The organism is Burkholderia sp. Ac-20384, assembly GCF_017104605.1.
Classification (GTDB): domain Bacteria; phylum Pseudomonadota; class Gammaproteobacteria; order Burkholderiales; family Burkholderiaceae; genus Burkholderia; species Burkholderia lata.
Map to the genome: position 1 here is coordinate 1 of NZ_JAAGPE010000151.1, position 23,475 is coordinate 23,475.

Below are 23,475 nucleotides of genomic sequence, written 5' to 3' on the forward strand. Positions count from 1 at the left end.
AGAGCGATTGTTTGCCGAAGGCGGTTTCGATGGCGTTTCGATGCGGGATATTGCGGCGGCGGCAGAGGTCGGCTTGCCGTTGATCGTGTATCACTTCGAGACCAAGATGGGGCTGTACCGCGCGCTGTTCGAGCGCCGCAAGACAGTGCTCGACACCCGGTTGGGTTTGCTTCGCGAACCCGTGGCTGCGGGGGAAGACCCGCTCGAGCATATCGTGCGCGCCTTCGTGCTCCCGGTGATGCAAATCCAGAATACCGAGTCCGGACTGGCGTATGCCAAACTCGTTGCGCGCGAGGCTTCCGATCCGCGCGAGGTCGAGCGCGGCATCGTTGCTGCCTATTTCGATCCGTTTGCGGCGGAGTTCATCGGCGCAATCAGGAAGACGCTGCCGGGCCATAGCGCCAACTATGCTCACTGGGCCTACTTGTTCGCGGTGGGCGCGTTGGTGATGAGTGTGTTCGACAGCCGCATCGAGCGTATCTCGGGCGGCAAGGTCAAGGCCGGCGCGCTGAAGCGCAAGGCCGAGCATCTGGTGACTTTCATTACCGCCGGGATTCGCGCCGGCGCGACCGCGGATGAGCGGACGTCGGCTGGTTGATCGGCACCGCGTCGTCGGATGTTGGTTGTGCGCCCGATGGTGTTGCCTTCGGTGCCATGCCGCCCAAGACAACCCATACCTTTCAAAATCCATCAGTTGCCTTCCATGAAAAATAGTGGCGACTGATGCGTGCTGCGGGAATAAATGCTGGCCGGTACCGGTATATCGGGGGCGTCACGTCGTTCACCACATCGAACGTACAGGTGCACACCGCCCAACCGACCCAGAGAGACCGCCATGTCACACCCCAACCATGTCGCCTATGCGCGCTTCGCGATCGCCATGCACTGGTCGATCGCAATCTTGATCCTGTTGAACCTGTCGATCGGCATCTACATGGATACGTTTCCGCACAACTCGACGCAGTTCAACGGCATCCTGTTCTATCACGCATCGATCGGCAGTCTGATCTTCATGCTGACCGTGCCACGCCTCGTGTGGCGTGCGACGCATACGCCGCCGCCGCTGCCGGCCAGCGTTCCGGCGTGGCAGGCACGGATCGCGGGCGTACTGCACGGCGTGCTGTACCTGCTGCTGTTTCTCGTGCCGCTGACCGGCTACGTGCACCGCCTCGCTGGCGCCCATCCGGTGAGTTTCTTCGGAATCGCGGAATTGCCCGTGCTTGTCGGCCGCGACGAACCGTTGCGACTCCTTACCGATACGTTGCATCGCGCGCTGGTGCTGACGCTGGGCCTATTGCTGGCCATGCACGTCGCAGCCGGACTGAAACACAAGTTCGTCGATCGGGACGGTGTCGCGGAACGGATGGGGATCTGAGCGCGACGCGGCCGTTGACGTTCACCCGAAACTGACCTGTCCGCTCAAACATCAGAAGCGCTGGTTGGGTGCGTCAATCTTTGCATCCTCGACGGGTTCGCTTGTTGTTTTCCAGGGGCAGCGCGCCACGATGTCCCGGAATTCGATTCATCGTGCCTTCCGCCGAGGATCGTCGTTACCGTTAGCACAGACTGAGCTTCCGTCTACCGGACAACTTCGATCGCACCATGAAATGCTGCGAAGAAAAGCAGCCCGCGAATCGTGTGAGGCGTGTCGCGCTTTCCCCAAAAGTCAGGTAACGAAAAGCAGTCACGATCAGCCGAAACCGCGTCGCGGATCCGAATACCCGATTCTCCCGATCATCCTCTCTAAATGGCGCCATTCAATGGCGTAGAAGAAGCGTATCCCGCGATGCCAACCACAATGCTGGTTTCTTCTCGCCGTGACTCCAGGTGCGACGCAACGTCCGGGCGGAGATCGTCCGCAGTCACCGCATAGGCGCTCCCGTTCGACCCCCGATCCTTGCCTGATCGCGCATCAAAGTGGCGGCGCGGATCGCGCTAACTCTTGATGCTGGTTTCCATTAGGGAAATCCCGGTAAGTCGCAAGGTTATCAAACGCGATTAACTTATATCAAACAAATTTTGACGACGATTTATGTTCCTGATATGGTTTTTCGCACCTGCAAAGTGTGACCCGGTTGCGTTGGCGTTCGGCGAAAAGTTGGCGTACTTCGCCGGCGGCTGGACCGGACGCCCGATCGGCCTGCAATGGCGATTGGTGTTTCCAGGCCGCTTGTAGTCGCAGGTCGAGCGTGATCCGGTTTCGTCATCGCCGACCTCGCTCGTGGGTATTGCGCGAGCGTGGAACGTGACGATGCAGTGCTTCTTCGAAATGCCATCGAAGAAACGTTCGGTTCCGCGCGATGATCCGCTCGAGTTTTTCGGCTTCGCGGCTTCGGTACAGCTGTTCGTCCGGATCCTCGCGTGCCTGCCGGTGGGCAACACGCGTTCGGGAGTCATTGCGCAGGGGGCGAGTTCCTTTGCGCGACCGGCGGTGCCGTATGGCTGGAGCGGTAACGAAAGCAAGGCAGCGGCTTGCGTCCAGGTTGGGGCGCCGCGATGGTTCCAATCGAGGGAATGCCGGACAGGTCGAGATGCGAGGCGCCTTCCTGCATGTAATTTTGAGGATGACGAAATGATCGAGTCAAATATGCCGATCTGGTGAATATGACGTCGGCCGTTTCGGCTTGAGACGACGCGCAGGCCGTGCGCCGTCATCTGCATTCGAATACAACAAAACCCGTTTCAAACAATCCCGAAACCACTCCTGACAGTGAAATACAGATGAAAAACAAGAACATCAAGGTCAGCGTTATCGCTGTTGCCGCCTTCGCAGCATCGTCGGCAGCAATGGCACAGTCGTCGATCACCCTGTATGGCATGCTCGATTCGGGTATCGGCTACACGTCGAACATCAATGGCCACAGCAGGTTCGGCCTCGACGGTGGTGCCGCAGGTTCGAACAAGTGGGGCCTCAGGGGGACGGAAGATCTCGGCGGCGGCCTCAAGGCAATCTTCAAGATCGAAAACGGTTTCAACATCGGGACAGGCGGCATCGGCGGCCAGGGGCCTATCGGCACCTCGCGTTCGCTGTTCAACCGCCAGGCCTACGTGGGCCTCTCGTCCGATCAGTACGGTACCGTGCGCTTGGGGCGCCAGCTCGACGCCGTGACGGAAATGGTTCAAGTCCTGACGGGCGACGCCATTTCGGCGTCGACCTTCTCGACCCCGGGCGACGTCGACAACAACGACAACACGACGAACCAGAACAGCGCCGTGAAGTATATTTCGCCGCTCTACCACGGCTTCCAGGCTGAAGGCGCGTACTCGTTCGGCGGCGTTGCCGGTTCGACGGGTTCGGGTCAGTCGTGGTCGGTGGCCGCGAACTACGCTCAGGGTGGTCTGACGGTCGCCGGCGGCTACTTCCGTGCAGTCAACCAGGGTGCGAACGGGTGGACGAACGCCACGGCGCAACCGAGTTTCGGTGGTGCGCTGGGCTATCCGAGTTCGGGTTACAACGGCGGCAATGCGTTCAAGAGCGCGGGTATCGCGCAAGTCGCGACTCAATACCAGATTGGTCCGTACACGGCTGGCTTGCGCTACTCGAACGCCCAGTACCAGGGCAACGCCGGGCAGCCGTCGATCCACTTCAACGTATTGGGCGCGCTCCTGCAGTACCAGGTTAATCCGGCGCTGTCGCTGGCGACCGGGTACACGTACGTCTACGGTTCCGCAGCCGCGCCCAAGCTGGCCGCCGAAGGCCGCACGATGGCGTCGATCAACCAGGTGTCGCTGGGGGCGACGTACTCGCTGTCGAAGAGCACCGCGCTGTACGCGATGGGTGCGTACGTTCATGCCCAGGGCGCTCAGGCGTCGGCGGCTGACTTCGGCAACACCGCATCAGGCGGCAACCAGGTTCAAGTCAACATCGGCATGTACCACGGGTTCTGATCGCCGGCTTGGACGGCCGGAGTAGTGGGTGCATTACTCCGGCAAGGAAGACTTCCTGCTAGTAGAGCAGCATCTCAGGCTGGTGTCGTGGGTTGAAAATGCCTTCAACGGATCGGTTTTTCTACCAGCAGTGACGAAGTGCTGCTTGAGCCCATGGGTCGTCACGACAATGTCGCGGCGCTCGAAATGCGAGCTGCACGGCGGTCGCTGGCGCCCCGGGGCCGCTGGAGTGCTCGATGATATTCACGAGTGCTCCAAGGCCCCTTTTCCTCACGCTCAGAACTTGTGTCGCAGACCGACGCGGCCGACGAGTTGGCGTTGCGTGGACGAGATGTCGTCCGCGCCGCCGGCGTACGCCTGATCCAGCGCGGTGCCGCTGTTTGCACTGACGGTGCGCTGATAGCTCGCTATCGCATAAACGTCGGTGCGCTTCGTGAACGCGTAGTCGAGCATCGCGCCGAAAGTGTGATATTTCGGCCGATAAGCGCCCGCTGACGTGTCGAGCGTCGCCTGGGTATAGTCGTACATCGCACCGAGCATGAGCGCGGTCGTGATCGCCCAGTTTGCGTTGACCTCGAAGTTGTCGAATTTCAGCGTCGACGCGTGCTGCCCGGCAGGCACGATTGCACCGCTGATGTACGAGTACGCGGTCGGATCGCTCAGGCTCGTATGCGTGTACACGAAGCCCAGCGTCACCTGCTTGAGTTGATAGTTGACGCCCGCGCCGTAGACGCGATGGCGCGAGGCCACGAAACCCGCATCGTCGGTGGTCACGGCGCCCAGCGCGGTGGCGCCTGGATTCGTCACGTTCAGCCATGCCGCGCCCAGCGACAGCCCGTTGACCGAATAACTCACACCAAGACTCTGCGCGCTATTGGTCGATATCTGGCCGGGCGTGTTCGAGAGCGCATAGGTCGCGCCAAACTGCAATCCGCCCATATTGCTGCTATTGAACTGCACGGCGTTGTCGAGACGGAATGAGTTGTCCGTGTTGTCGTTGTCATACGGATGCTGGAACAGGAAACCGCCCCAGTTGCCGTTCGCCGTGAGCGGGGCGAGATATTCGACGAGTGAGTCGTACTGGCGGCCGAACGTGAGCCTGCCGATATCGTCGTGCGCGATACCCACCCACGCTTGCCGCCCGAACATGCGGCCACCTTCCATGAGCCGCCCCGAACTGGCGTCGAAGCCGTTTTCGAGCTGGAAGACCGCCGATAGTTTGCCGCCCAGCGCTTCCGATCCCCGCACACCCCAGCGGCTGCCTTGCGCCGCACCGCTCAGCATTTCCGTGACGCCATGACCGCGCACGTTGCTGGTGTAGTCGATGCCCTGATCGATCAATCCAAACAGCGTAACGGTGCTCTGCGCCCACGCAGGCGTGAGCGTCATGCCTGCAAGCATGCCCACGAGCAGGTGGGATTTTTTCATTGGATCTCCGATATGTTTGTTTTAAGGTGTTGCTCTGCGGAGGACGTCAATCGTCCGCGGTACAGTCATTTCGCGTCGGGAACGTCGCCGAGATACTGCTTTTCGAGTCGATTGATCGTGCCGTCCTGCTTGAGTCGCGTGAGTGCGGCGTCGAGCGCCTGCCGCGTGCGGCCATCGCCCTTGCGCACGCCGATCACGCTGCTCGCGCCCTGAATCGCGGGATCGTCGATACGCGGTCCTGCCAGTTCGAAGCGCGCGCCTTGCGGCTTGCCAAGAAAACCGAGCTTCGCCGCCGATCCGAGCACGACCGTCGCGTCGAGTCTTCCATTGACGAGATCGGCGTAAATGCTCTCTTGATCCGGGTACTCCTGGACGAGTACGTGATGCGGCGCCCAGTTGGCTTTCGCGAATGCGGCCTGCGTGGAGCCTTGCAGCACGCCCACGCGTTTGCCCGAAAGCGACGTCACGTCCGGCGTGAGATGGCTGCCGCGAGCCGCGACAAGGCGAATATCCGCGGGGTAGACAGGCTGCGTGAAATCCATCACGGCGCGACGGGCCGCGGTCGGTGCGAGCGAGGCGTTGATGGCGTCGAACTTGCGCGATTGCAACCCGGCGATCAGGCCGTCGAAACTGATTTCGACCCACACGCACTGCACGTTGGCCGCCGCGCAGATTGCATTGCCGATATCGATGTCGAGCCCGGCCAGTTTGCCGTCGGGCTGCTTGTATTCGTAGGGCGGATAGCTCGGATCGGTCCCGAAACGCAAGGTAGCGGCCGATGCGCCAGCGCACATGAGGGCCGCCGCCGCGCAGATGATCGCAGTGCGCAGCGCAGGCGATTTGAGGTGTTCCATCGAATTGTCCTTGATCGTGTTGAAGTCGGGTGGTCAAGCCGCGAAGCGCGCGTGGGCGAGTTCAACGAAGAAGCGCACGCCGAGCGGCAGCACGTCGTCGTTGAAATCGAATTCGGGGTGATGGCAATAGACGCCGCCTTGTCCCAGCAGCACGTACGCACCGGGGCGACGCAGCAGGAATTCGGAGAAGTCCTCGGAGCCGTTGAGTGGCGGGAAGTCGCGCAACACGTTCTTCGCGCCGAAAATACCGCTGGCGACGCGCGCTGCCGCTTCGGCCTGTTCGCGATGATTCACGGTCGCGGGCGAGCTGTTGCGGAACTCGACGGCAATGTCGCACTCGCTGAGCGTCGCGATGCCCGCGCAGATTGTGTCGATGCGCGACTTGGCGAGCGCGCGCACGGTTTCGTCGAAGGCACGCAATGTGCCTGTCAATTCGGCGTGCGAGGGGATCACGTTGGGCGCGCTGCCTGCATGCACACTGCCGATGCTCAGCACGGCCGTGGCGCTCGGCTCGATCGAACGGCTGACGACGGTCTGCAGCGCGCAGATCAATTGCCCCGCCGCCATTACCGGATCGCGAGTCTTTTCGGGCGCCGATCCATGCCCGCCTACGCCGTCGATGCGAATCACGACTTCGTCGCACGAGGCCAGCATCGCGCCGTCAAGCACGCCGAAAGTGCCGGGCGCGAAATGAGGCGCATTGTGCAGCGCGTAGATTTCGTCATACCCAAAGCGCGTTTCCAGGCCGTCCGCGAGCATCGCATTCGCTCCGCCGCCGGTTTCCTCGGCGGGCTGGAAAACCAGCACGAGCGTGCCCGCAAAGTCACGGTGGCGGCTGAAGTGGCGGGCGGCGCCGAGCAGCATGGCGGTATGGCCATCGTGTCCGCAACCGTGAAACACGCCTTGCCGCAACGAGCGGTGCAGCGGGCGGCCTTCTTCCTCCATCGGCAGGGCGTCCATGTCGGCGCGCAAGGCGATCACGCGCCCGGGGCCGCGCTGACCGTGCACGACACCGACGATCCCCGTGCGGCCGATACCGGTATGGGTCTCGATGTCCCAGGCGCGCAGTTTGGCGGCGACGAGTTCGCTCGTGCGATGCTCGGCGAACGCCACTTCCGGATTGGCATGGATGTCGCGCCGCAAGGCGACGAGTTCGTCAATGTCGAAATCGACCGGGTTCGGTGCCACTATTGCCTCCTTGTATACTTCCGGCCTTCGGTTGTGCCGGAGCTCGCATACTAGGGGCGGGGCGCCTGCCGCCAATTTCCAATTTCTCATGCTCATAGCGAATGCTTATGGAACGAGGCACGCTCAAGACAGCGCAATTGCAGACGCTCGTGGCCATCGCGGAGCACGGCACGCTCATGGCTGCCGCAGATGCACTCAACGTCTCCCAGCCCGCGGTCACCAAAAGCATCAAGGAACTGGAAGCGCGCCTCGGCGTGCAATTGCTGGAGCGCAGCGGCGCAGGCGTGCGCCTCACGCGCTATGGCGAAATGCTGCTGCGCCGCGCGCGCGCCGTCGTGGCGGAAATCGCCAGCGCGGAACGCGAACTGGAGGAGATGCGCACGGGCGCGGAGCGCACGCTGTCGATTGGCGTGTCGCTGTTGGCGTCGTCATTTGCGATGCCGCAGGCGTTGTGTGCTTTTCGTGCGCGCTTGCCCGACGTGCGGCTCAACGTGTACGAATGCCTGCCCACGCAGATCATCGACGGGCTGCGCGATGGGTCGTTCGATCTGTGCGTGGCCTTTATCGCCAGTAGCGACGTGACGGCGGAATATCGCGTGTTGCCACTCAGCGAAGCCGCGCAGGTGTTGGCGGTGCGTCAGGGCGATGCGTTGGCGGACGAGACGCGGCTCGAAAATCTCGTGCGCGCACGCTGGCTCTATGGCCATACTCGCGAAAGTCTGCCCGCGTATTGGCGCGAACTGTGCGGCGAGCGCGCGTTGCCGTTGCCGTCGCATGTGAATGTATGCACGTCGCAGCGGCTTTACGGGCTGCTTGCGCAGGAGCCTGGCACCGTCAGCGTATGGCCGGAATTTCTGCTGGAAGAACCGGTTCGCTCAGGCCTTTTGCAGCGGCTGGATACGGACGCATGCGAGCCGCGTTTGACGCTCGGGCTCATGCATCGGCGCGATCTGGTGTTGACGGCGGCGCTCGAATATTTCGTCGAGTGCATTCAGCGTACGCAAACCTGATTCATCTTTGCGCACGACACCCTTTATCAAGCCTGTAAAAACATGCACCGTTGAGGCGATGGAAGCGCTTGAACGTGCAAGGGGTTCCCGAAGTGCCGCAGCGTTTCCCGACGAAACGAGTCAGCTTCAATAGCGGTCGTTGGACTACAGTGAACATTCGCCGCCACCTCAACGCCTGATTCTTTTCCCTGAATGCCACCGACGAGGCCACCCCATGCACCTTCAAACCGGCAACCTGTTCACCACCGATAGCCAGCGCAGCAACGACGAACAAATCGACCTCCTCGTCACCGGGCAGCGTCTGAACGTCGAGCGGATCGTATCGATGGGCCACACGAGCCCCGATGGCTTTTGGTATGACGACTCGCGCGCCGAATGGGTCGTGTTGTTGTCGGGCGCAGCCGTACTCGAATTCGAAGACGGCCCGACGCGCCATGAAATGCATCCCGGCGACTACGTGCTGATCGAGCCGCATTGCCGCCATCGCGTTGCGTGGACGCACGAAGAAACGCAATCCGTCTGGCTTGCGATTTATTACGAACGTTGAATCAGGAAATATTGGGCGGGGCGAAATGCGAACCGGCGCGTAGCATGCACGCCACGCGCCGATTGAGACAAAGCTTCATCAACCGGAACGGTCTTTGAATACCGCCGGTGTCGATGCCCAAATAGCAGGACGGCGCGCTGAATCGCGCGCCGGTGCGTGTCGAGAATCTTATTCCTGGATCAGGAATCGATTGCGATTCTTCGCGTCCTTGATCCATGCCGGCGCGCGACCGCGGCCCGACCAGGTTGCCCCGGTCTTCGGGTCGCGATACTTTGCCTGCACGGGGGCGGCCGCTTGCTTGGCCGGTCGACCACGGCGCGTACCGAAAATATCCTTCTCGGTAATGCCGAATTCCGCCACTTTGGTGCGGATGTCGTCGACGATCGCCTGGAATTCCGCGGCACGGGCAGCTTCGGCTTTCTCGGCCAAAGCTTCCATTTGGGCTTTCAGTTCCTTGTAAGTTGCCATGTATCACTCTTCAGGTTGAGTACACACATGATAGCGGTTTCAGCGGCAAATTTTTAGGAAATTCTCTTCGACTACGAGATTTGTCATCGATAAAGCGATGCAGGACTGCTTCGAACACCTGAGAAGTGTGTCATGTATGAGAAAACGTAGAGGATTACCCGGAAACTTTTAACGGCTGCGGCGCGCAAATTTGACTGTTCGCAACGAGTTTTCTTCCTGGAGACAAGCTGCCGAGACTTAATTATTCTTTACATTTTTCTGAAGTATCGGGGAATTCACTAATGAACAGAGACAATAAGCTGACGCAGATCGCGGCCGAATTCGGCTTCAATCCGGACGAGGAAATCAGGATCGGCGGAAAGTACACGCCTGTTCTGGTCGACGGCAACACGGCCTATATTGCCGGCCAGATTCCGCGTATCGGCGACGTGGTGCATTTCGTGGGCGTAGTCGGGGAATCTGTCTCGCTCGACGACGGTCGCCGGGCCGCCGGCGTATCGGCGCTGCGTGCGCTGGCGCTGATCAGGAAGCGCTGCGGCACGCTCGACGCGATAGCGACGGTACCGCGTATCACCGTGTATGTGCGAAGCGCGTCCGGCTTCACGATGCAAAGCGAAGTCGCCGACGGCGCATCCGACATTCTGTACGCGGTGCTTGGCGATGCCGGCGTGCATACGCGCACGTCGGTCGGCGTGCTGCAATTACCCAAAGGCGCTTCGGTGGAAGTCGATTTTATTTTCGGGCTGAAGCACGGCGATGTCGGTATCTGACGCCAGCGGACCCTATCTCGCGAGTGTGTAGTTCCGCGAAACATTCCGAAATCCGACGCACGGCACGCCTGCCAGTGACAGCAGGCGCCAGCAATGCGGAAAGCTAAAGAGAGGCCGTAGAAAAGGACTTCGATAGTTGCTCGCCGATGAGGATCTCGCGAAGCTCCAGGCGGTGTTCGACACCTGCGATATGAAGGTGCGCGGCGGGTTAGGTAAGTGGGCTGTGTTGTCGATCGAACCGTATCCGGGCAATCACCCGTGCTCGCTCATCGAGCAACGCGCGGGCGCAGCCGACGCATGCGGCAACACGGTGCTGCACGTTCGCGTCCGCAGTCGTCGTGCATACGAATGGTGCACTTCGCGCGTGCACGGGCCACATCCTCGCCGCCTGCCCGGCAGCAGAGCGCAGACGGGATGCCGTTCAGGTAGCCGGCCAATTTCGCGTTGTCGGCAACCGCATGCCTGCCGCGCGATGCCCGACGGTCAGAAAATCCCGGAAACACCGCCCCGCCAATATCGCTCCGCATCCCCACTTTGGGAGATGTCATCGCCCAACAGTCAGCCTACGATTGACCACAGGGCATCGGGGCCGGAAGTCATCAGAACAATTGGACAGGCTCCCCATTCCGTATCGAAATCAGCGAATGCCCACGCGGTTTACTGACACAGCTTCTGCGTACGATGGCGACAAACGTGTGCGGTGAGGCCTTTTCATCGCAACACGATGGCGCGTTGATGACGGAAGGCCTGCTGTCGTATTTCGGGGATTTCAATCAATATGCTGGCACGAGACTATGCGGAACGAGAGCTCTCTCACATTCAGAGAATGGTCGCTCTCCTGGACAGCGAGCCGAACGCTGACGATGTGTCGATGTCGGGTGCGGCGCGTGTGCGGCATCCGAGCTACTGGCGAGGGCGAATCGAGGAGCTGCTGTCGGCGCCCGATGTGCCTCGCCACGTCAGAAAGCTCAGCGAAGCCGTGCTCGCGAAGATCAACGCGATGGAAATGCGGTTCGCGACGATGAAGTAAGTACACCGTCGGATACGGCGCGGCCATGCGCGCCATCGCGTCGTCGACCGGATGGCCGGTCGCTTATTCGAGCGCCATCACGTCAAGCAGGGCCGCACGAAACGCGGCCATCTCCGCGCCGGTGCCGATGGACACGCGAAGATACGGCGGCGGGCCCGACTCGCGAATCAGCACACCGTGGCGCAGGAGGCCGCTCCAGATCCGGTGCCGATCCGCAAACTCGCCGAACATCACGAAGTTGGCGTCGGAATCGGCCACCGTGAGGCCCAGGCCACGCAGCCAGTCGACGGTCGAATCGCGCTCGGCCTTGATCGCCTCCACTTGCGACAGCATCTCGTCACGTGCGACCAGCGCCGCGCAGGCCGCCGCCTGGGTAAAGGCGGACAGGTGATAGGGCAATCGAACCAGCTTCAATGCTTCGACGATTGCAGGCGCGCACGCGCAATAGCCGACGCGGCCGCCCGCGAACTTGAACGCCTTGCTCAGCGTGCGGGTGACGATGAGCCGCGGATACGCCGGCAGCAGCGTCACCGCGCTGGGGACGCCGTGACGCCGGAACTCCGCATAGGCTTCGTCGACGACGACCACGCCCGGTGCGGCGTCGAGTATCGCGCGGATATCGTCGATCGGCAGCGCGGTGCCGGTCGGGTTGTTCGGTGACGTCAGCAGCACCACGCCCGGCTGGTGCGCGCGAATGCTGTCGAGGGCCTGATTCAGATCCAGCGCGAAATCCTCGGTGCGCGGCAACGTATGCAGGCGCGTGAAAGTCGTGCGGCAGTATTCGTCATACATGGGATACGCGGGCGTGAAGGCCAGCGCCGATCGCCCCGGGCCGCCGAATGCCTGCAGGATCTGCTGGATCACTTCATTCGAGCCGTTGGCCGCCCAGACGCTCGATGCGTCGACCGTCACGCCGGTGTCGTGCGTCAGGTACGCCGCCAGATGCGAGCGCAGCGCGGCAAAGTCGCGATCGGGATAGCGGTTCGCCGCGCGCGCGGCGTCGGCCACCGCGGTCGCGATGCGCTCGACGAGCGCGGGCGACGGCGGATAGGGATTCTCGTTGACGTTCAGGCAGACCGGCACATCGAGCTGCGGCGCCCCGTACGCGTGCTGCAACTTGAGGTCCTCGCGGAGCGGTAAATCCGACAAGGCGACTGCTTTCCACGGCTGTTGCATTGAAAACACTCCATACGGGTTCGATTGACCGGCGCAGCCGGTTTTTCAGGCGGCAAAAAACAAAAAAGGCGCCGGAGGCGCCTTGGTTGTCGTCTTGATCGGGCATTCACCCGATGCAATTGCTAGATGCGAAACGAGCCACGGCGCAACAGAGGGCGTCCGTGGTGATGGTGCAGCGAGAGCGTGGTGTTTCGAATCGTCATGTGCCGCATCATGGCATACCGTGATCCGGATGAAAAGCCGGCAGCGTCGCGTGTACCGGAATAGCGGCTATTACGTCTGACGATAAACGGTAACAAACGTGGTATTTCGATCAAACACGAACGAGTGATTTAAACGTTGGCGCCGATTGACTAAGATGCGCAGAAGACGTTCGACAAAAACGCACGGCGCGGGGTGGCCAGATGCAAATGAACGGGATGATTCCATCGGCATGGATCGATGACGTCTACGCTGCGGCACTGGGCGATCAAAGATGGGAAACGGTGCTGGACGGGCTGCGATCGTGGGTCGGCGTGCGCATGGTCACGCTGCTGTCTTTCGACGACGCGGCGCGGGTGCCGGCGATCGAGCAGGCGGCGGGTGACGACGCGTCATGGGTCGCTGCGTGTTACCACACCTACAACACTGAGTTCTATCTGTACGACCCGGTCGTGCCGGTCGCCGCCAACTGGCCGGCGGGCCGCTGGTTCGAGGACGTCAAGCACCTGTCTGCGCACCAGCGCGCGCACAGCGCGTTCTACCAGGAATTCCTTCACCCTTACGGGCTCGGCAGCATCTCGGGCCTGTACATCCATCGCAGCGAGGGCTCCGGCGCATTCCTCAGTGTCCAGGGTGGCCCCGAATCGCAGGGCCTTTCCGACGATCAGCGCCACGCGATCGAAAACATGGGGATGCACATCAGCCGCGCGCTGCAGATCCAGGCACGGATCGGCGAGCTCGAAGCGCGCGTGGCCGCCGCCGAATCGGCGCTCGATGCGATTCCGGTGCCGGTCTTCCTGCTCGGCGCGCAGCGTGAACTTCGCTATACGAATCGCGCGGCCGATCAACTGATCGCGGCAGAGCCGGCGCTGCGGGTCGTGAACGGGCGATTCGCGCCGGAAGGCTGTGTCGACGATGCGCAATGGCGGCACGCGTACGCACGCGGCGGGCTGTTGTTGCGGCGCGCAACGGGCGAACCGCTGCCGCTGGCGCTGATGCCGGTGCCCGAGCAATCGCGCCTGATGCGCGAGCGGCCGGGCGTCGCGACACTGATGACGGCCGCCGATCTGCGTTCGCCGTCGGCCCGCGCGCAGCGGCTGCGCGTGTTCTACGGGCTGTCGTCGGCCGAGGCCGATCTCGCCGTGCTGCTGTGCTGCGACGGGCTGTCGCCGCAAGAATGCGCGGCGCTGCGCGGCGTGTCGATCGGCACGATCCGCACGCAGATCAAGTCGATCTACGCGAAGACGGCCGTGGCGCGCGCGGCGCAACTGACGTCGCTGGTCATGCAGACGTGACGGCGCGGGGCAGGCGTGGGCGTAGGGCGCCAGGGTATCGGCCACGGTGTGGGCGGAAAATCGGCGATTTACGTTCAGTTGCTCCACCGGCGTCGGGGCGGTCGTCGGAGTTCGTGCGATTGGTTGACCGCGGCGCCAACGCAGTGGCATTGCGTTGCGCCTGGTTGACTGCAGCTACCCGAACCCGTCTGTCCATTGCAGCCAATCGAGTGGCCGGTTTGTGAGGATGCCGGCCGTCCAGATTTACACCTGCACTACGGGTCTTGCCGCTGCGTCAGCCATATCGGACGCGAACGCTTCCAGGAAGTCACTACGCGATATTTCACCCATATCGACCGCCTTTGCGTTCCCGCCTGCGATGACCGTGATGTCTTCAATCCCGATCACCTTGAGGATCAGTCGCAAATAGCCGGTCGCGATATCGCGGTCCCGAATGGGCGAATCCGGCGTGTAAGCGCCACCGGACGCCATCAGGATCGTGCATGCCTTGCCTTTGACCAGACCTTCGCCGGAGAAGCCCAGCGTTTTGCCCTTTCGCACGATATGGTCGATATACGCCTTCAGCACGGCGGGGACGTTGTAGTTGTAAACCGGCGTGCCAATGACGATGTGGTCAGCGGACAGTATCTCCGCCACGAGTTCATCGGAAAGACGCAGAAGGTTTTTCATATCCTGCGTTTGATGTTCCGGGGGCGTGAAATAGGCGCCGAGCCACGGCATCGTCACAAACGGCAGGTCGGTCGCCATCAGGTCGCGCTGGATCACGCGGCCGTCGTGCTGTTCCCGCTTCCATTGATTGACGAACATTTTCGTGAGTCCACGGGAGATGGACTGTTCGCCGCGCGGGCTGGCTTCGACTACGAGCAAGGTGGGCATGAGAGGATCCTTTGACGTTGATGGATGGGAGAACCGTCTTGCCGGACGGCCTTTCTGCAAGACGCGCCTCATCGCGTGATGCGCAAGCCTGCGAACAGGCAACGCAATATAAGACGCGACACCAAACTCAGGAAGTGATTAAATTCCGATGGTTTCAATCATATTTGGAGATGGGTTTGATCGGCAGTCTCACACTCGATCAGTTGCGTGTCCTCGTAACCATTAGCGATGTCGGCAGTTTCTCGGCCGCTGGCCGCGCACTTGGGCGCGTTCAGTCGGCCATCAGCCAGTCGGTCAGAACACTCGAGGAAACACAGGGAATCGAGCTGTTCGACCGCACCCGACAACGACCCGTGCTGACACCGGTTGGCCGCGCGCTCGTTGAGCAGGCTCGCGCCGTCCTGGCGAGCGCAGACCGATTCGAGGCCATTGCGGCAGGTACGAAGACAGGGCTTGAACCGTCAATCACCGTGGCGATCGACCCGCTGGTCCCGACCGCGCCGCTCATAGCCAGTCTGCGTGCGTTGCACGATGCTTTCCCGGACCTGCCGGTTTCGTTCTCCACCGAGGGGGTGGGCGGCGCCGAACAACGTCTGCGCGACAACGCAGCGTCGCTCGCACTGTGCCTGCTGTTGCCGTCCATCCCGGACGACCTGATCGCCTATCCGCTCATGGACCTGACGCTGGTGCCTGTCGCCGCCGCCGATCACCCGCTCGTTCGCCTTGGCCGGCCGCTCACCCGATACGATCTGGAGTCGCACGTGCAGCTCGTTTTGTCCGATGCCTATGGCGCGGAGGGCCCCAGGCACGGCGTCATCGGGCGTCGCATCTGGCGCTTCGTCGATCTTGGCAGGCGACTCGATTTCCTTCGTGCTGGCTTTGGCTGGTGCAAGATGCCGCCGTATATCGTCGAGCCGTATCTGGCCGACGGTAGCCTCGTCGAGCTGGACACTGCCGATGAAGCGTTGTCGCCAACGGGATCGCTGCCCATCTACGCGGCACATGTTCGCGATCGACCTCTGGGCCGTGCAGGAGGCTGGCTGCTCGAAGATCTGCGGCGTCGCTTGAAGCAGTCGTTCGACGGGGAGTCGTGAGCGTTCCAGTCCCCGAGGATGCTCGATCCGGCATGGAAGACAGATGCACGTGCGGCAATTGCCATTGGCCCGTACCTCGGCACGGATTGACCGGGTGATCGCGTCAGACTGGTTCAGCGGGACGCACCCGTCGTCCCCGAATTTCATCGGGTGTTGTTGCGGTTCAGCGCTCGAAGGCGCGATAGAAAACATTCGCCTCTTTGAATCGAAGCAGCAACGAGATTTCCGCGACAGGTATCCGATGGTGCCGGTGCGCGATACATCGATCGGGCGTCCGCTTTTGAACGCCCACCCGACGTTTGAATGTCCCGCCATCGCTTCATGCGAACGACCGGAACTGGCCGTTTTCGCCAACGTGATCAGGCTGAATCGTTACAATCGCCCAGATACCCCCTTCGACAGCGTCGAATTCGAGACATGCTGACTTCCTATTTCTGGAGCGGCGACGCCATCCGCAGTCGACGCGTAAGTGACATCGTTCTATCAGGCACGGTCGACGTGCCCGTTCCCTCCGCACGCGTGCTTGCGGACTGGGAAAGAGAAACATCGTCGCGGCTCGTCCTGGAACCCGGGGACGTCGAGGCTATGCCTTTGGCGCGAACGCAAGCGCGCTGGCCGGACTACAAGCGCTGCGTGCAGGCCATGTCCGACTGGACGTGCACACAAGGGCTGCCCTCCGTGCTTGCCTCCAGTGACGTAGCCCTCATGGCCTGTCGTGGCGCGAGGTACCACCATGACGGTGCGCAATATGGCGGTGCGGCCTTCTGCAATCTATTCCTGAGCGAGGACCGAGGGCTGGACTTGCATTTTCCCTCTACGGGCCATCGCATTCCCCTGACCCGGGGGACAGCTGTGATATTCGATACCGGCCAGCCTCATGGCGTCATTCAGCGCGGCAGCAGCGGCTTTAATGCGGTCGACTTCGCGACGGACCAGGATTGCATCCAGATATTCCTGACTTGGGAGCTTCCTATCGAAGATGCCCATGTTGGGCAAGCACTGAAGGTAGTCTTCGACATCGACCCTTCGACCTCGCTGCACCTGGATGAGGAGCAAGTCTGGTCGAACGGCGCACCGGCCGCTGTGTGTCCAGAATCTGGTCGCTGGTACCGGGTTGACTGATTGTTCGGGTCACACCTCGGCGTTGCCGTAGCACGCTGGACAGACTTCTGTTCAGCACGATAGACGCAAGCAGCGAGCGCCGTTGGGCTAACGTCAGCGATTTCAGCCATTGCAATCGAACGGATGACGCGGCGCCGCCACGCCGGAAAGTACCGGGCCATCTCTAAAAGTTCGGCGAAGTGATCGCTGCCGGCAGTCTGGCGCTTGTCAATGATCGACGGCGCACGACCCGGAGCCGACTGTGGGTTTGCTCCATAGCTGTCTCTCAACACCGTCGAGGACATGTTGAGATACCCTTACCGTAGACGTGATACTCATGGCGAGAACAAAAAAGGATAGCGAAATGCCAGCAGACCACACAAGAAACAAGGCCCCACGGGAATATCGCTATGGCTCAAAACCCACATGGGAAATCGTCCTCGATGCAGTCCTTGCACTCGGGCGGCCGGTCAGCTCGACCGAGGTCGGCGATTACATAGTTGAGCGAATCCCCGAATTTGCTCTAAAGAATCTGAGCCCTGACTTGTCAGTGCTTTCCGTCAATTGCAACTCGCGCGGAAATCATGGAGTCAACTCCAAACCACGAAGGACGGACTCTGGCAATAGGTACGATCGGCTCGTGCGAATCGGAGAAGGGCGGGGCGTTCGATTTACCGAGTATGATCCCACCGTGCATGGCGTTTGGGCTCTCGAGGACGTTGGAAAGAAGAAACTGCGCCCAAGACAGGTGGCTCTTCCCGACTCCATCGAACTGGAGGCGGCTCGGGTAAGTGCGGCGTCCGCAGGTGTGTTCGATCCAAATGAGGACGCTAGGCGTCGAGTCATGGCAGCTTTGGTGCAAAGGGAAGGACAGCCCAAATTTCGCCGCGCCTTGCTCGACGAATATTCGGGTGCATGCGTCATCACCGGTTGTAATGTGGAAGCTCTACTAGAAGCGGCCCACATAATGCCCTACCGCGGCGCGCACACAAACGATGTCACGAACGGTCTGCTCCTAAGGGCGGATTTGCACAAGCTGTTCGATCTGCACATGTTCCGTATTGATCCTCGAGCCCACACCGTTCATTTTTGCGCCGCCCTTAAAGCGTCTGAGTACGGATGTTACGAGGGTCGTCGTTTGCGACAGCCGCGGTCGCAATGCAATGCGCCTGCGGAGGCTTCGCTTCGCCATCACGAGGAACGCTGTGCATGGATGCTTGTGGAATCGAGCGATGAGTGAGCGCGTCGACAGAGCAAAATTGTCAAAGATTTAGGCGTCTTGGTCGTCCGTCCCTTCCTGGCCGGGAGCTGCCGTCGGAGTTCCGAGCCGAGCCGGTTACGTCGACTTGGTCGAAAGTTGGAAAAGCATGGTGCCAGCCGTGCACCCTGCGCGAACATGCGACCTATGCGGCATGAATCCGGACGGCGACATCACGGGGTGTTGTCGCCATTGCGTAGGGCAGTCGCAGTAACTTCGTCGCGCAGAGTCGCAAAACCGTGGCGCCAGTCGCACGTACTCTGGCGCCCTACGGCGGGGCAGGCGCCGCCGCCTGCCGCCGTCCGAATTCCCTGTCGTTCCTTCCTGGTCGTGCCGCACGCGGTGGTGTGTGGCCGGCGCGTGCACATGGCATCGCGCCAGCGCACTGGCATTGTGATCAGTCATCCTACGACAATTGCAAGCGAAGCGAAAGATTGCATTCCGACACTCGCGGAAGCAACTGCCCATCCGCCCGGCTTGAATGCGGACCTACTTCCAGAAAACGTTTCGCGCAAATTCGTCTAAACAGAGAAAACGATTCCCTGAAATTTGCCCAAGACCGGTCATAGGCGTGGCTCTACGGGTATGCACCAAGTGAGTTAAACGATTAACCGACGTACATTCGCGTCAACACATCATACGACGTATGACTCAGCGGTCAGCGGGCACGGCGCCGAAGAATGCGCATGCGGGCGGATCGCCGCGCAACAACGAGCACAACCATCAAGGAGACTGACGATGAAGCACCGATTCAACCGCTCCCGTATCGCCCTGGCCGTCGCGCTGATGGCCGGCTTCGCGATGTCCGCCCAGGCGCGCGTGTTCCGCTCGGCGGACGTGCATGGCGACAACTTCCCGACCAACATGGCCGTGAAGTTCATGGGCGACGAATTGTCGAAGCAGACGGGCGGCAAGGATTCGATCAAGGTGTTCGGCAACAGCGCGCTCGGCTCGGAGAAGGACACGGTCGACCAGGTGCGGATCGGCGCGATCGACATGGCGCGCGTGAACGGCGCGTCGTTCAACGAGATCGTGCCGGAATCGCTGATCCCGTCGTTCCCGTTCCTGTTCCGCGACGTCGACCATTTCCGCAAGGCGATGTACGGCCCGGCCGGCCAGAAGATCCTCGACGCGTTCACCGCGAAGGGGATGATCGCGCTGACGTTTTACGAGAGCGGCGCGCGCTCGATCTACGCGAAGCGCCCGGTGCGCTCGCCGGCCGACATGAAGGGGCTGAAGGTGCGCGTGCAACCGTCGGACCTGATGGTCGACGAGATCAAGGCGATGGGCGGCACGCCGACGCCGATGCCGTTCGCCGAGGTGTACACGGGCCTGAAGACGGGCCTCGTCGACGCGGCCGAAAACAACATGCCGTCGTACGAGGAAACCAAGCACTACGAAGTGGCGCCTGATTACTCGGAGACGCAGCACGCGATGACGCCGGAAGTGCTGGTGTTCTCGAAGAAGGTCTGGGACACGCTGTCGCCGCAGGAGCAGGCAGCGATCAAGAAGGCGGCGGCCGATTCGGTGCCGTATTACCAGAAGCTGTGGACCGCGCGTGAAGCGTCCGCGCAGCAGACGGTGACGAAGGGCGGCGCGAAGGTCCTGCCGGCCGCGCAGATCGACCGCGCGGCGTTCGTGAAGGCGATGCAGCCGCTGTGGACGAAGTATGAAAAGACGCCGCAGATGAAGCAGATCGTCGACGAGATCGAGGCCACCAAGTGACGCGTCGCACTTCCCTGAACAGCGCAGCGGCCGCGAGCGGGGCGGCAGCCGCCCCGGACGGCGCGACGCCGGCGCGGCCGCATGCCGCGCCGCTGTTGCGCTGCGTGAACGACGTGCTGTTCCGCGTGCTGGCCGTGATTGCGTCGGCGTGCCTCGCGGTGCTCACGGTGCTGGTGTTCTACGCGGTCGTGATGCGCTACGTGTTCGAGAACGCGCCGGATTTCGTCGAGCCGATCGCACTGCTGCTCGTGATCGTGATCGCGATGTTCGGTGCGGCGATGAAGGTGCGCGACGGTGGCCATATCGGGCTCGATTCGCTCGTGCGCCGGCTGCCGCCGAATTCGCGCACGGTGGTGATCGCGATCCAGCACCTGAGCCTGATCGTGTTCTCGATCATGATCATGGTCGGCTGCGGCAGCATGGCCGCCGAGACGATGGGCGACCGCATTCCGATCATCGGCCTGCCCGAAGGCGTGCGCTACCTGATCGCGATGCCCGCGGCGATCGCCATCATCCTCTTCTCGCTCGAGCACCTGCTCGCGCTTCGTCGTTCTTCGCCGGGACAATAACGCCATGGAACTCGCGATCCTGTCCGTCAGTTTTCTGATTTTCCTCGTACTGGGCGTGCCCGTGTCGTTCGCGCTCGGGATAGCCTGCGTGCTGACCTATATGGTCGAAGGCCTGCCGATCGCGACCGCGATGCAGGCCATGATCTCGGGGATGAATGCGTTCTCGTTCCTCGCGGTGCCGTTCTTCATCTTCTCCGGCGAACTGATGCTGCATGGCGGCATCGCGGACCGGATCCTGCGCTTTGCGCAGGCGACCGTCGGCCATTTCCGCGGCGGCCTCGGGATGGCGAACGTCGTCGCGTGTACGCTGTTCGGCGGCGTGTCGGGCTCGCCGACCGCCGATACGTCGGCGATGGGCGGCGTGGTGATTCCGCTGATGAAGCGCGAAGGCTACAGCGCCGCGTACGCGGTCAACGTGACGACGCATGCGTCGCTCGCCGGCGCGCTGATGCCGACGTCGACCAACATGATCATCTACGCGTTCGCCGCGCAGGGCATCACCGGGATGCTGCACGGCCAGCCGGTGAGCGGCGTGTCGATCGGCGACCTGCTGTTCTCGGGGCTGCTGCCGGTGTTGTGGGTGATGGGCTTCGTACTCGCCGCCGCATACTGGCAGGCCGTGCGTCACGGCTATCCGCGCCGTGAAGACGGTTCGTCGGCGCTGCCGGCGTTCCCCGGCTGGTATGCGGTGCTGCGCAGCTTCGTCGGCGCGGTGCCCGGCCTGATGGTGATCGCGATCATCCTCGTGTGCGTCGCGAAGGGGATCGCCACCGCGACCGAAGCGGCCGCGATCGCCGTCGTGTACTCGCTCGTGCTGACCGCGGTCGTCTACCGCACGCTGACGGCCGCGAAGCTGCGCCGCGCGCTGTCGCATGCGGCGCGCACGACGGGCGTCGTGCTGCTGCTGATCGCGGTGTCCAACATGCTGCGCTTCCAGATGTCGTACCTGGAGATTCCGGATGCGATCGAAGGGCTGCTGAAGCAGTCGACCGCCGCGCCGTGGCTGATGCTGCTGTACATCAACATCATTCAGGTGTTCCTCGGCACGTTCGTCGACATGGCCGCGCACATCCTGATCACGACGCCGCTGTTCCTGCCGATCGCGATGGCGTGCGGCGTCGGGCCGGTGCAGTTCGGGATCATGCTGCTGCTGAACTGCTCGCTCGGCCTCGTGCACCCGCCGATCGGCTCGGTGCAGTTCGTCGGCTGCGCGATCGGTAACGTGTCGATCGGCGAGACCACGAAGATGGCGTGGCCGTACTACCTCGCGATCTTCAGTGCGATCAACATCGTCACGTACCTGCCGTTCTTCTCGACCTGGCTGCCGAGCCTGATCAGCGGGCACGCGGTGTTCTGATTGTCGAATCGCATGCTTTGCCCGATGCGGCGCCGGACGACCGAGGTTGTCCGGCGCCGCGGTCGTTTCTGCGGTGGCCTTTCAACGCGCCGGAACGCTCAATCCTGTCGTGCCTCCGGCTCGCCGTTGCCGCCCGCCGACCGGTCGTCGCGCCAATCCGCCAGCTCGCGCCACAGCGCCGGGCGCGCATGATCGCGCGGCGGCAGCTGGATCACGTACGCCACGCCTCGCACGTTGACCACGACCCCCGAGTCGGGCAGCGTGGCCGGGATGCCGGCGTACGGCGGGTCGGCATCCGGTTCGGAGGGGGTACCCGGGCCGGGCGGATGTCGAAGGATCATGCGAATTCTCCGTGGCGCCGCGCAACGGCGCATCAATAGCGGACACGCCCGATCAGACCCAGCGGGTCGACGGCATGCTGAATAGCGGCGGCGACCTGCCGTTGTGCGGCCGGCACGTGCTTGCGGTAGTACGCGATGTTGACCGGCCCGACGCCATGCTCGGCGCTGAAGCAGCCACCGGCCCGCACCACGCGGTCGTACAGCGCGCCGCGCAGCGCCACCTGCTGCAGCGGCCCGTAGCGGTCCGCACTGGCGTGCGGGATCGACACGACGAGATGGCAGCCGCCGTCACCGAAATGACCGAACGTGTGACAGCGCAGTGACGGATGCGCGGCTGCGAGCCACTGCTCGGCATCGGTGACGAAAGCGGCCAGCGCGCCGCGTGGAAACGATACATCGAACGACAGCGGAAGGCCGTCCTGCGCAACCGCGGCCGGCAGTGCATCGCGGATCCGCCAGAATCGTTCGGCCGGTGCGCAGGCCGCATCGAGCACCGCGCGTTCGTTTGCAAGCGCGTCGAGCGTCGCGATCGTGCGTTCCTCGAGCAGCGCATCGAGCCCCGGCATGCCGGTCGCGATCTCGACGAGCGCATAGCATGCGGCAGCGTCGGCTTCGAACGGAATGCGCGCCGCGGGATACGCGGCGGCGACGCAGCCGACGGCCGCCGCCGACATGAATTCGAACGCCGACAGCATCTCGCCGAACGCATGCTCGAACGCGAGCAGGCCGGCGAGCGCCGCGTCGTACGACGCAAACGCAACGAACGCCGCGCACGACGACCGTTCGAGCGGCGCGAGCGCGAACGACACGGCCGTCACGAGCCCGTTGGCGCCGTTCGTGCCGATGAAGCATTGCGTGACGTCGAAGCCCGCGTTGCGCTTGCGCAGCGGCGCGAGCGCGTCGATCACGGTACCCGCCGCGTCGGCCAGCACGACTTCGACCCCGAGCACGTTGCGGCGCACGTCGCCGTACTTGATCAGGCGGCTGCCGCCCGCGTTGGCGCCGACGAGGCCGCCGGCCGCCGGATCGCTGCCGAGGTCGATCGGCAGGCAGAGGCCGGCTTCGGCGGCCACGCGGTTGATGTCCGACAGCCGCGCGCCGGCTTCGACCGTGATGCTGCGATTCGCCACGTCGAACGCGCGCACGGCGCGCATCCGGTCGAACGACACCACGCATTGCGTGCCGCTGCGATCGGGTACCGCGGCGCCGACGAGCCCGGTGCGTGCGCCCTGCGCGACGAGCGCGATGCGGTGCGCGACGGCGACGCGCGCGAGCGCGCTCGTGTCGGCGGTCGAGGCC

Annotated in this window: 24 protein-coding genes; 16 read left to right on the forward strand and 8 right to left on the reverse strand. The window is 62.6% G+C overall.

All coding sequences use genetic code 11. The features are described 5' to 3' along the window. The 4 genes from G3O00_RS24645 to G3O00_RS24660 form a co-directional block, all read left to right on the forward strand. The coding region (locus G3O00_RS24645) for a TetR family transcriptional regulator (protein ID WP_206144582.1) at positions 1–598 on the forward strand (598 nt) is incomplete at its 5' end. A gap of 237 nt (positions 599–835) precedes the next feature. Beyond that, positions 836–1,375 carry a cytochrome b/b6 domain-containing protein gene (locus tag G3O00_RS24650; protein WP_206144583.1) on the forward strand — a complete coding sequence of 180 codons (540 nt, stop codon included), beginning with the start codon at positions 836–838 and terminating at the stop codon, positions 1,373–1,375. Between the two features lie 876 nt (positions 1,376–2,251). Next, complete coding sequence (locus G3O00_RS24655) at positions 2,252–2,602, forward strand: hypothetical protein (protein ID WP_206144584.1); 351 nt, start codon at positions 2,252–2,254, stop codon at positions 2,600–2,602. Positions 2,603–2,721: 119 nt separating this feature from the next. Then, entirely contained in the window at positions 2,722–3,888 is a 1,167-nt protein-coding gene (locus G3O00_RS24660) for a porin (RefSeq protein ID WP_011350142.1), read from the forward strand. A 276-nt stretch (positions 3,889–4,164) separates the two neighbouring features. On the opposite strand, the gene G3O00_RS24665 is transcribed toward G3O00_RS24660, so the two are convergent. From G3O00_RS24665 to G3O00_RS24675, 3 genes are all read right to left on the reverse strand, one after another. Next, positions 4,165–5,316 (reverse strand): porin, encoded by a 1,152-nt coding sequence (locus G3O00_RS24665; protein ID WP_206144585.1) that lies wholly within the window; start codon positions 5,314–5,316, stop codon positions 4,165–4,167. A gap of 65 nt (positions 5,317–5,381) precedes the next feature. Further along, the gene (locus tag G3O00_RS24670) at positions 5,382–6,170 is read right to left on the reverse strand and encodes an ABC transporter substrate-binding protein (protein ID WP_206144586.1); all 789 of its coding nucleotides are present in this window, start codon (positions 6,168–6,170) and stop codon (positions 5,382–5,384) included. A gap of 33 nt (positions 6,171–6,203) precedes the next feature. After that, positions 6,204–7,448 (reverse strand): M20 aminoacylase family protein, encoded by a 1,245-nt coding sequence (locus G3O00_RS24675; protein ID WP_206144587.1) that lies wholly within the window; start codon positions 7,446–7,448, stop codon positions 6,204–6,206. 17 nt (positions 7,449–7,465) lie between these two features. Here G3O00_RS24675 and G3O00_RS24680 point away from each other — a divergent pair, with 17 nt between their 5' ends. Together G3O00_RS24680 and G3O00_RS24685 are read left to right on the forward strand one after the other, a co-directional pair. Next, a complete protein-coding gene (locus G3O00_RS24680) occupies positions 7,466–8,368 on the forward strand; it encodes a LysR family transcriptional regulator (RefSeq protein WP_206144588.1) in 903 nt (300 codons plus the stop codon). Between the two features lie 214 nt (positions 8,369–8,582). After that, positions 8,583–8,915, forward strand: a complete 333-nt coding sequence (locus G3O00_RS24685) for a cupin domain-containing protein (protein ID WP_206144589.1) — start codon at positions 8,583–8,585, stop codon at positions 8,913–8,915. 168 nt (positions 8,916–9,083) lie between these two features. Here G3O00_RS24685 and G3O00_RS24690 read toward each other — a convergent pair whose 3' ends face one another. Next, positions 9,084–9,383, reverse strand: a complete 300-nt coding sequence (locus G3O00_RS24690) for an H-NS histone family protein (protein ID WP_011350136.1) — start codon at positions 9,381–9,383, stop codon at positions 9,084–9,086. Between the two features lie 281 nt (positions 9,384–9,664). Here G3O00_RS24690 and G3O00_RS24695 point away from each other — a divergent pair, with 281 nt between their 5' ends. Continuing rightward, positions 9,665–10,153 (forward strand): RidA family protein, encoded by a 489-nt coding sequence (locus G3O00_RS24695; protein WP_174929133.1) that lies wholly within the window; start codon positions 9,665–9,667, stop codon positions 10,151–10,153. A gap of 778 nt (positions 10,154–10,931) precedes the next feature. Next, complete coding sequence (locus G3O00_RS24700; RefSeq protein WP_011350133.1) at positions 10,932–11,183, forward strand: hypothetical protein; 252 nt, start codon at positions 10,932–10,934, stop codon at positions 11,181–11,183. A 63-nt stretch (positions 11,184–11,246) separates the two neighbouring features. Here G3O00_RS24700 and G3O00_RS24705 read toward each other — a convergent pair whose 3' ends face one another. Beyond that, positions 11,247–12,359, reverse strand: coding sequence for a histidinol-phosphate transaminase (locus G3O00_RS24705; RefSeq protein WP_206144590.1), 1,113 nt, complete (start codon positions 12,357–12,359; stop codon positions 11,247–11,249). Positions 12,360–12,763: 404 nt separating this feature from the next. Between G3O00_RS24705 and G3O00_RS24710 the strand changes: the two genes are divergently transcribed. Further along, positions 12,764–13,855 (forward strand): helix-turn-helix transcriptional regulator, encoded by a 1,092-nt coding sequence (locus G3O00_RS24710; protein ID WP_174929135.1) that lies wholly within the window; start codon positions 12,764–12,766, stop codon positions 13,853–13,855. A 243-nt stretch (positions 13,856–14,098) separates the two neighbouring features. Here the strand turns inward: G3O00_RS24710 and G3O00_RS24715 are convergent, their stop codons facing one another. Continuing rightward, the gene (locus tag G3O00_RS24715; RefSeq protein ID WP_206144591.1) at positions 14,099–14,731 is read right to left on the reverse strand and encodes an NAD(P)H-dependent oxidoreductase; all 633 of its coding nucleotides are present in this window, start codon (positions 14,729–14,731) and stop codon (positions 14,099–14,101) included. Between the two features lie 170 nt (positions 14,732–14,901). On the opposite strand from G3O00_RS24715, the gene G3O00_RS24720 reads away from it, so the two are divergent. From G3O00_RS24720 to G3O00_RS24750, 7 genes are all read left to right on the forward strand, one after another. After that, the gene (locus tag G3O00_RS24720) at positions 14,902–15,825 is read left to right on the forward strand and encodes a LysR family transcriptional regulator (RefSeq protein ID WP_206144598.1); all 924 of its coding nucleotides are present in this window, start codon (positions 14,902–14,904) and stop codon (positions 15,823–15,825) included. A 43-nt stretch (positions 15,826–15,868) separates the two neighbouring features. Continuing rightward, positions 15,869–16,249, forward strand: a complete 381-nt coding sequence (locus G3O00_RS24725; RefSeq protein WP_206144592.1) for a hypothetical protein — start codon at positions 15,869–15,871, stop codon at positions 16,247–16,249. Next, positions 16,243–16,947: a hypothetical protein gene (locus tag G3O00_RS24730; protein ID WP_206144593.1), complete on the forward strand. Its 705-nt coding sequence runs from the start codon at positions 16,243–16,245 to the stop codon at positions 16,945–16,947. The genes G3O00_RS24725 and G3O00_RS24730 overlap by 7 nt, the downstream gene beginning before the upstream one ends. 343 nt (positions 16,948–17,290) lie before the next feature. Further along, the gene (locus tag G3O00_RS24735) at positions 17,291–18,166 is read left to right on the forward strand and encodes an HNH endonuclease signature motif containing protein (protein ID WP_206144594.1); all 876 of its coding nucleotides are present in this window, start codon (positions 17,291–17,293) and stop codon (positions 18,164–18,166) included. Between the two features lie 756 nt (positions 18,167–18,922). Beyond that, positions 18,923–19,909, forward strand: a complete 987-nt coding sequence (locus G3O00_RS24740) for a TRAP transporter substrate-binding protein (RefSeq protein WP_011350123.1) — start codon at positions 18,923–18,925, stop codon at positions 19,907–19,909. Beyond that, positions 19,906–20,478, forward strand: a complete 573-nt coding sequence (locus G3O00_RS24745) for a TRAP transporter small permease (RefSeq protein WP_206144595.1) — start codon at positions 19,906–19,908, stop codon at positions 20,476–20,478. The genes G3O00_RS24740 and G3O00_RS24745 overlap by 4 nt, the downstream gene beginning before the upstream one ends. A 4-nt stretch (positions 20,479–20,482) precedes the next feature. After that, a complete protein-coding gene (locus tag G3O00_RS24750) occupies positions 20,483–21,835 on the forward strand; it encodes a TRAP transporter large permease (protein ID WP_011350121.1) in 1,353 nt (450 codons plus the stop codon). Positions 21,836–21,933: 98 nt separating this feature from the next. On the opposite strand, the gene G3O00_RS24755 is transcribed toward G3O00_RS24750, so the two are convergent. Together G3O00_RS24755 and G3O00_RS24760 are read right to left on the reverse strand one after the other, a co-directional pair. Then, on the reverse strand, positions 21,934–22,176 hold the full coding sequence (locus tag G3O00_RS24755) for a hypothetical protein (RefSeq protein WP_206144596.1): 243 nt from the start codon (positions 22,174–22,176) through the stop codon (positions 21,934–21,936). A gap of 32 nt (positions 22,177–22,208) precedes the next feature. After that, the coding region (locus tag G3O00_RS24760; protein WP_206144597.1) for an FAD-binding oxidoreductase at positions 22,209–23,475 on the reverse strand (1,267 nt) is incomplete at its 5' end.

What these genes read in the sequence shown, in the direction of transcription:
- G3O00_RS24675 (WP_206144587.1), bottom strand. Translation starts at nt 7,448, where the DNA reads ATGAGAAATTGGAAATTGGCGGCAGGCGCCCCGCCCCTAGTATGCGAG.
- G3O00_RS24750 (WP_011350121.1), top strand. Translation starts at nt 20,483, where the DNA reads ATGGAACTCGCGATCCTGTCCGTCAGTTTTCTGATTTTCCTCGTACTG.
- G3O00_RS24660 (WP_011350142.1), top strand. Translation starts at nt 2,722, where the DNA reads ATGAAAAACAAGAACATCAAGGTCAGCGTTATCGCTGTTGCCGCCTTC.
- G3O00_RS24690 (WP_011350136.1), bottom strand. Translation starts at nt 9,383, where the DNA reads ATGGCAACTTACAAGGAACTGAAAGCCCAAATGGAAGCTTTGGCCGAG.
- G3O00_RS24720 (WP_206144598.1), top strand. Translation starts at nt 14,902, where the DNA reads ATGGGTTTGATCGGCAGTCTCACACTCGATCAGTTGCGTGTCCTCGTA.
- G3O00_RS24735 (WP_206144594.1), top strand. Translation starts at nt 17,291, where the DNA reads ATGCCAGCAGACCACACAAGAAACAAGGCCCCACGGGAATATCGCTAT.
- G3O00_RS24715 (WP_206144591.1), bottom strand. Translation starts at nt 14,731, where the DNA reads ATGCCCACCTTGCTCGTAGTCGAAGCCAGCCCGCGCGGCGAACAGTCC.
- G3O00_RS24670 (WP_206144586.1), bottom strand. Translation starts at nt 6,170, where the DNA reads ATGGAACACCTCAAATCGCCTGCGCTGCGCACTGCGATCATCTGCGCG.
- G3O00_RS24730 (WP_206144593.1), top strand. Translation starts at nt 16,243, where the DNA reads ATGCTGACTTCCTATTTCTGGAGCGGCGACGCCATCCGCAGTCGACGC.
- G3O00_RS24655 (WP_206144584.1), top strand. Translation starts at nt 2,252, where the DNA reads ATGCAGTGCTTCTTCGAAATGCCATCGAAGAAACGTTCGGTTCCGCGC.
- G3O00_RS24650 (WP_206144583.1), top strand. Translation starts at nt 836, where the DNA reads ATGTCACACCCCAACCATGTCGCCTATGCGCGCTTCGCGATCGCCATG.
- G3O00_RS24740 (WP_011350123.1), top strand. Translation starts at nt 18,923, where the DNA reads ATGAAGCACCGATTCAACCGCTCCCGTATCGCCCTGGCCGTCGCGCTG.
- G3O00_RS24695 (WP_174929133.1), top strand. Translation starts at nt 9,665, where the DNA reads ATGAACAGAGACAATAAGCTGACGCAGATCGCGGCCGAATTCGGCTTC.
- G3O00_RS24710 (WP_174929135.1), top strand. Translation starts at nt 12,764, where the DNA reads ATGCAAATGAACGGGATGATTCCATCGGCATGGATCGATGACGTCTAC.
- G3O00_RS24700 (WP_011350133.1), top strand. Translation starts at nt 10,932, where the DNA reads ATGCTGGCACGAGACTATGCGGAACGAGAGCTCTCTCACATTCAGAGA.
- G3O00_RS24725 (WP_206144592.1), top strand. Translation starts at nt 15,869, where the DNA reads ATGCACGTGCGGCAATTGCCATTGGCCCGTACCTCGGCACGGATTGAC.
- G3O00_RS24705 (WP_206144590.1), bottom strand. Translation starts at nt 12,359, where the DNA reads ATGCAACAGCCGTGGAAAGCAGTCGCCTTGTCGGATTTACCGCTCCGC.
- G3O00_RS24755 (WP_206144596.1), bottom strand. Translation starts at nt 22,176, where the DNA reads ATGATCCTTCGACATCCGCCCGGCCCGGGTACCCCCTCCGAACCGGAT.
- G3O00_RS24680 (WP_206144588.1), top strand. Translation starts at nt 7,466, where the DNA reads ATGGAACGAGGCACGCTCAAGACAGCGCAATTGCAGACGCTCGTGGCC.
- G3O00_RS24685 (WP_206144589.1), top strand. Translation starts at nt 8,583, where the DNA reads ATGCACCTTCAAACCGGCAACCTGTTCACCACCGATAGCCAGCGCAGC.
- G3O00_RS24665 (WP_206144585.1), bottom strand. Translation starts at nt 5,316, where the DNA reads ATGAAAAAATCCCACCTGCTCGTGGGCATGCTTGCAGGCATGACGCTC.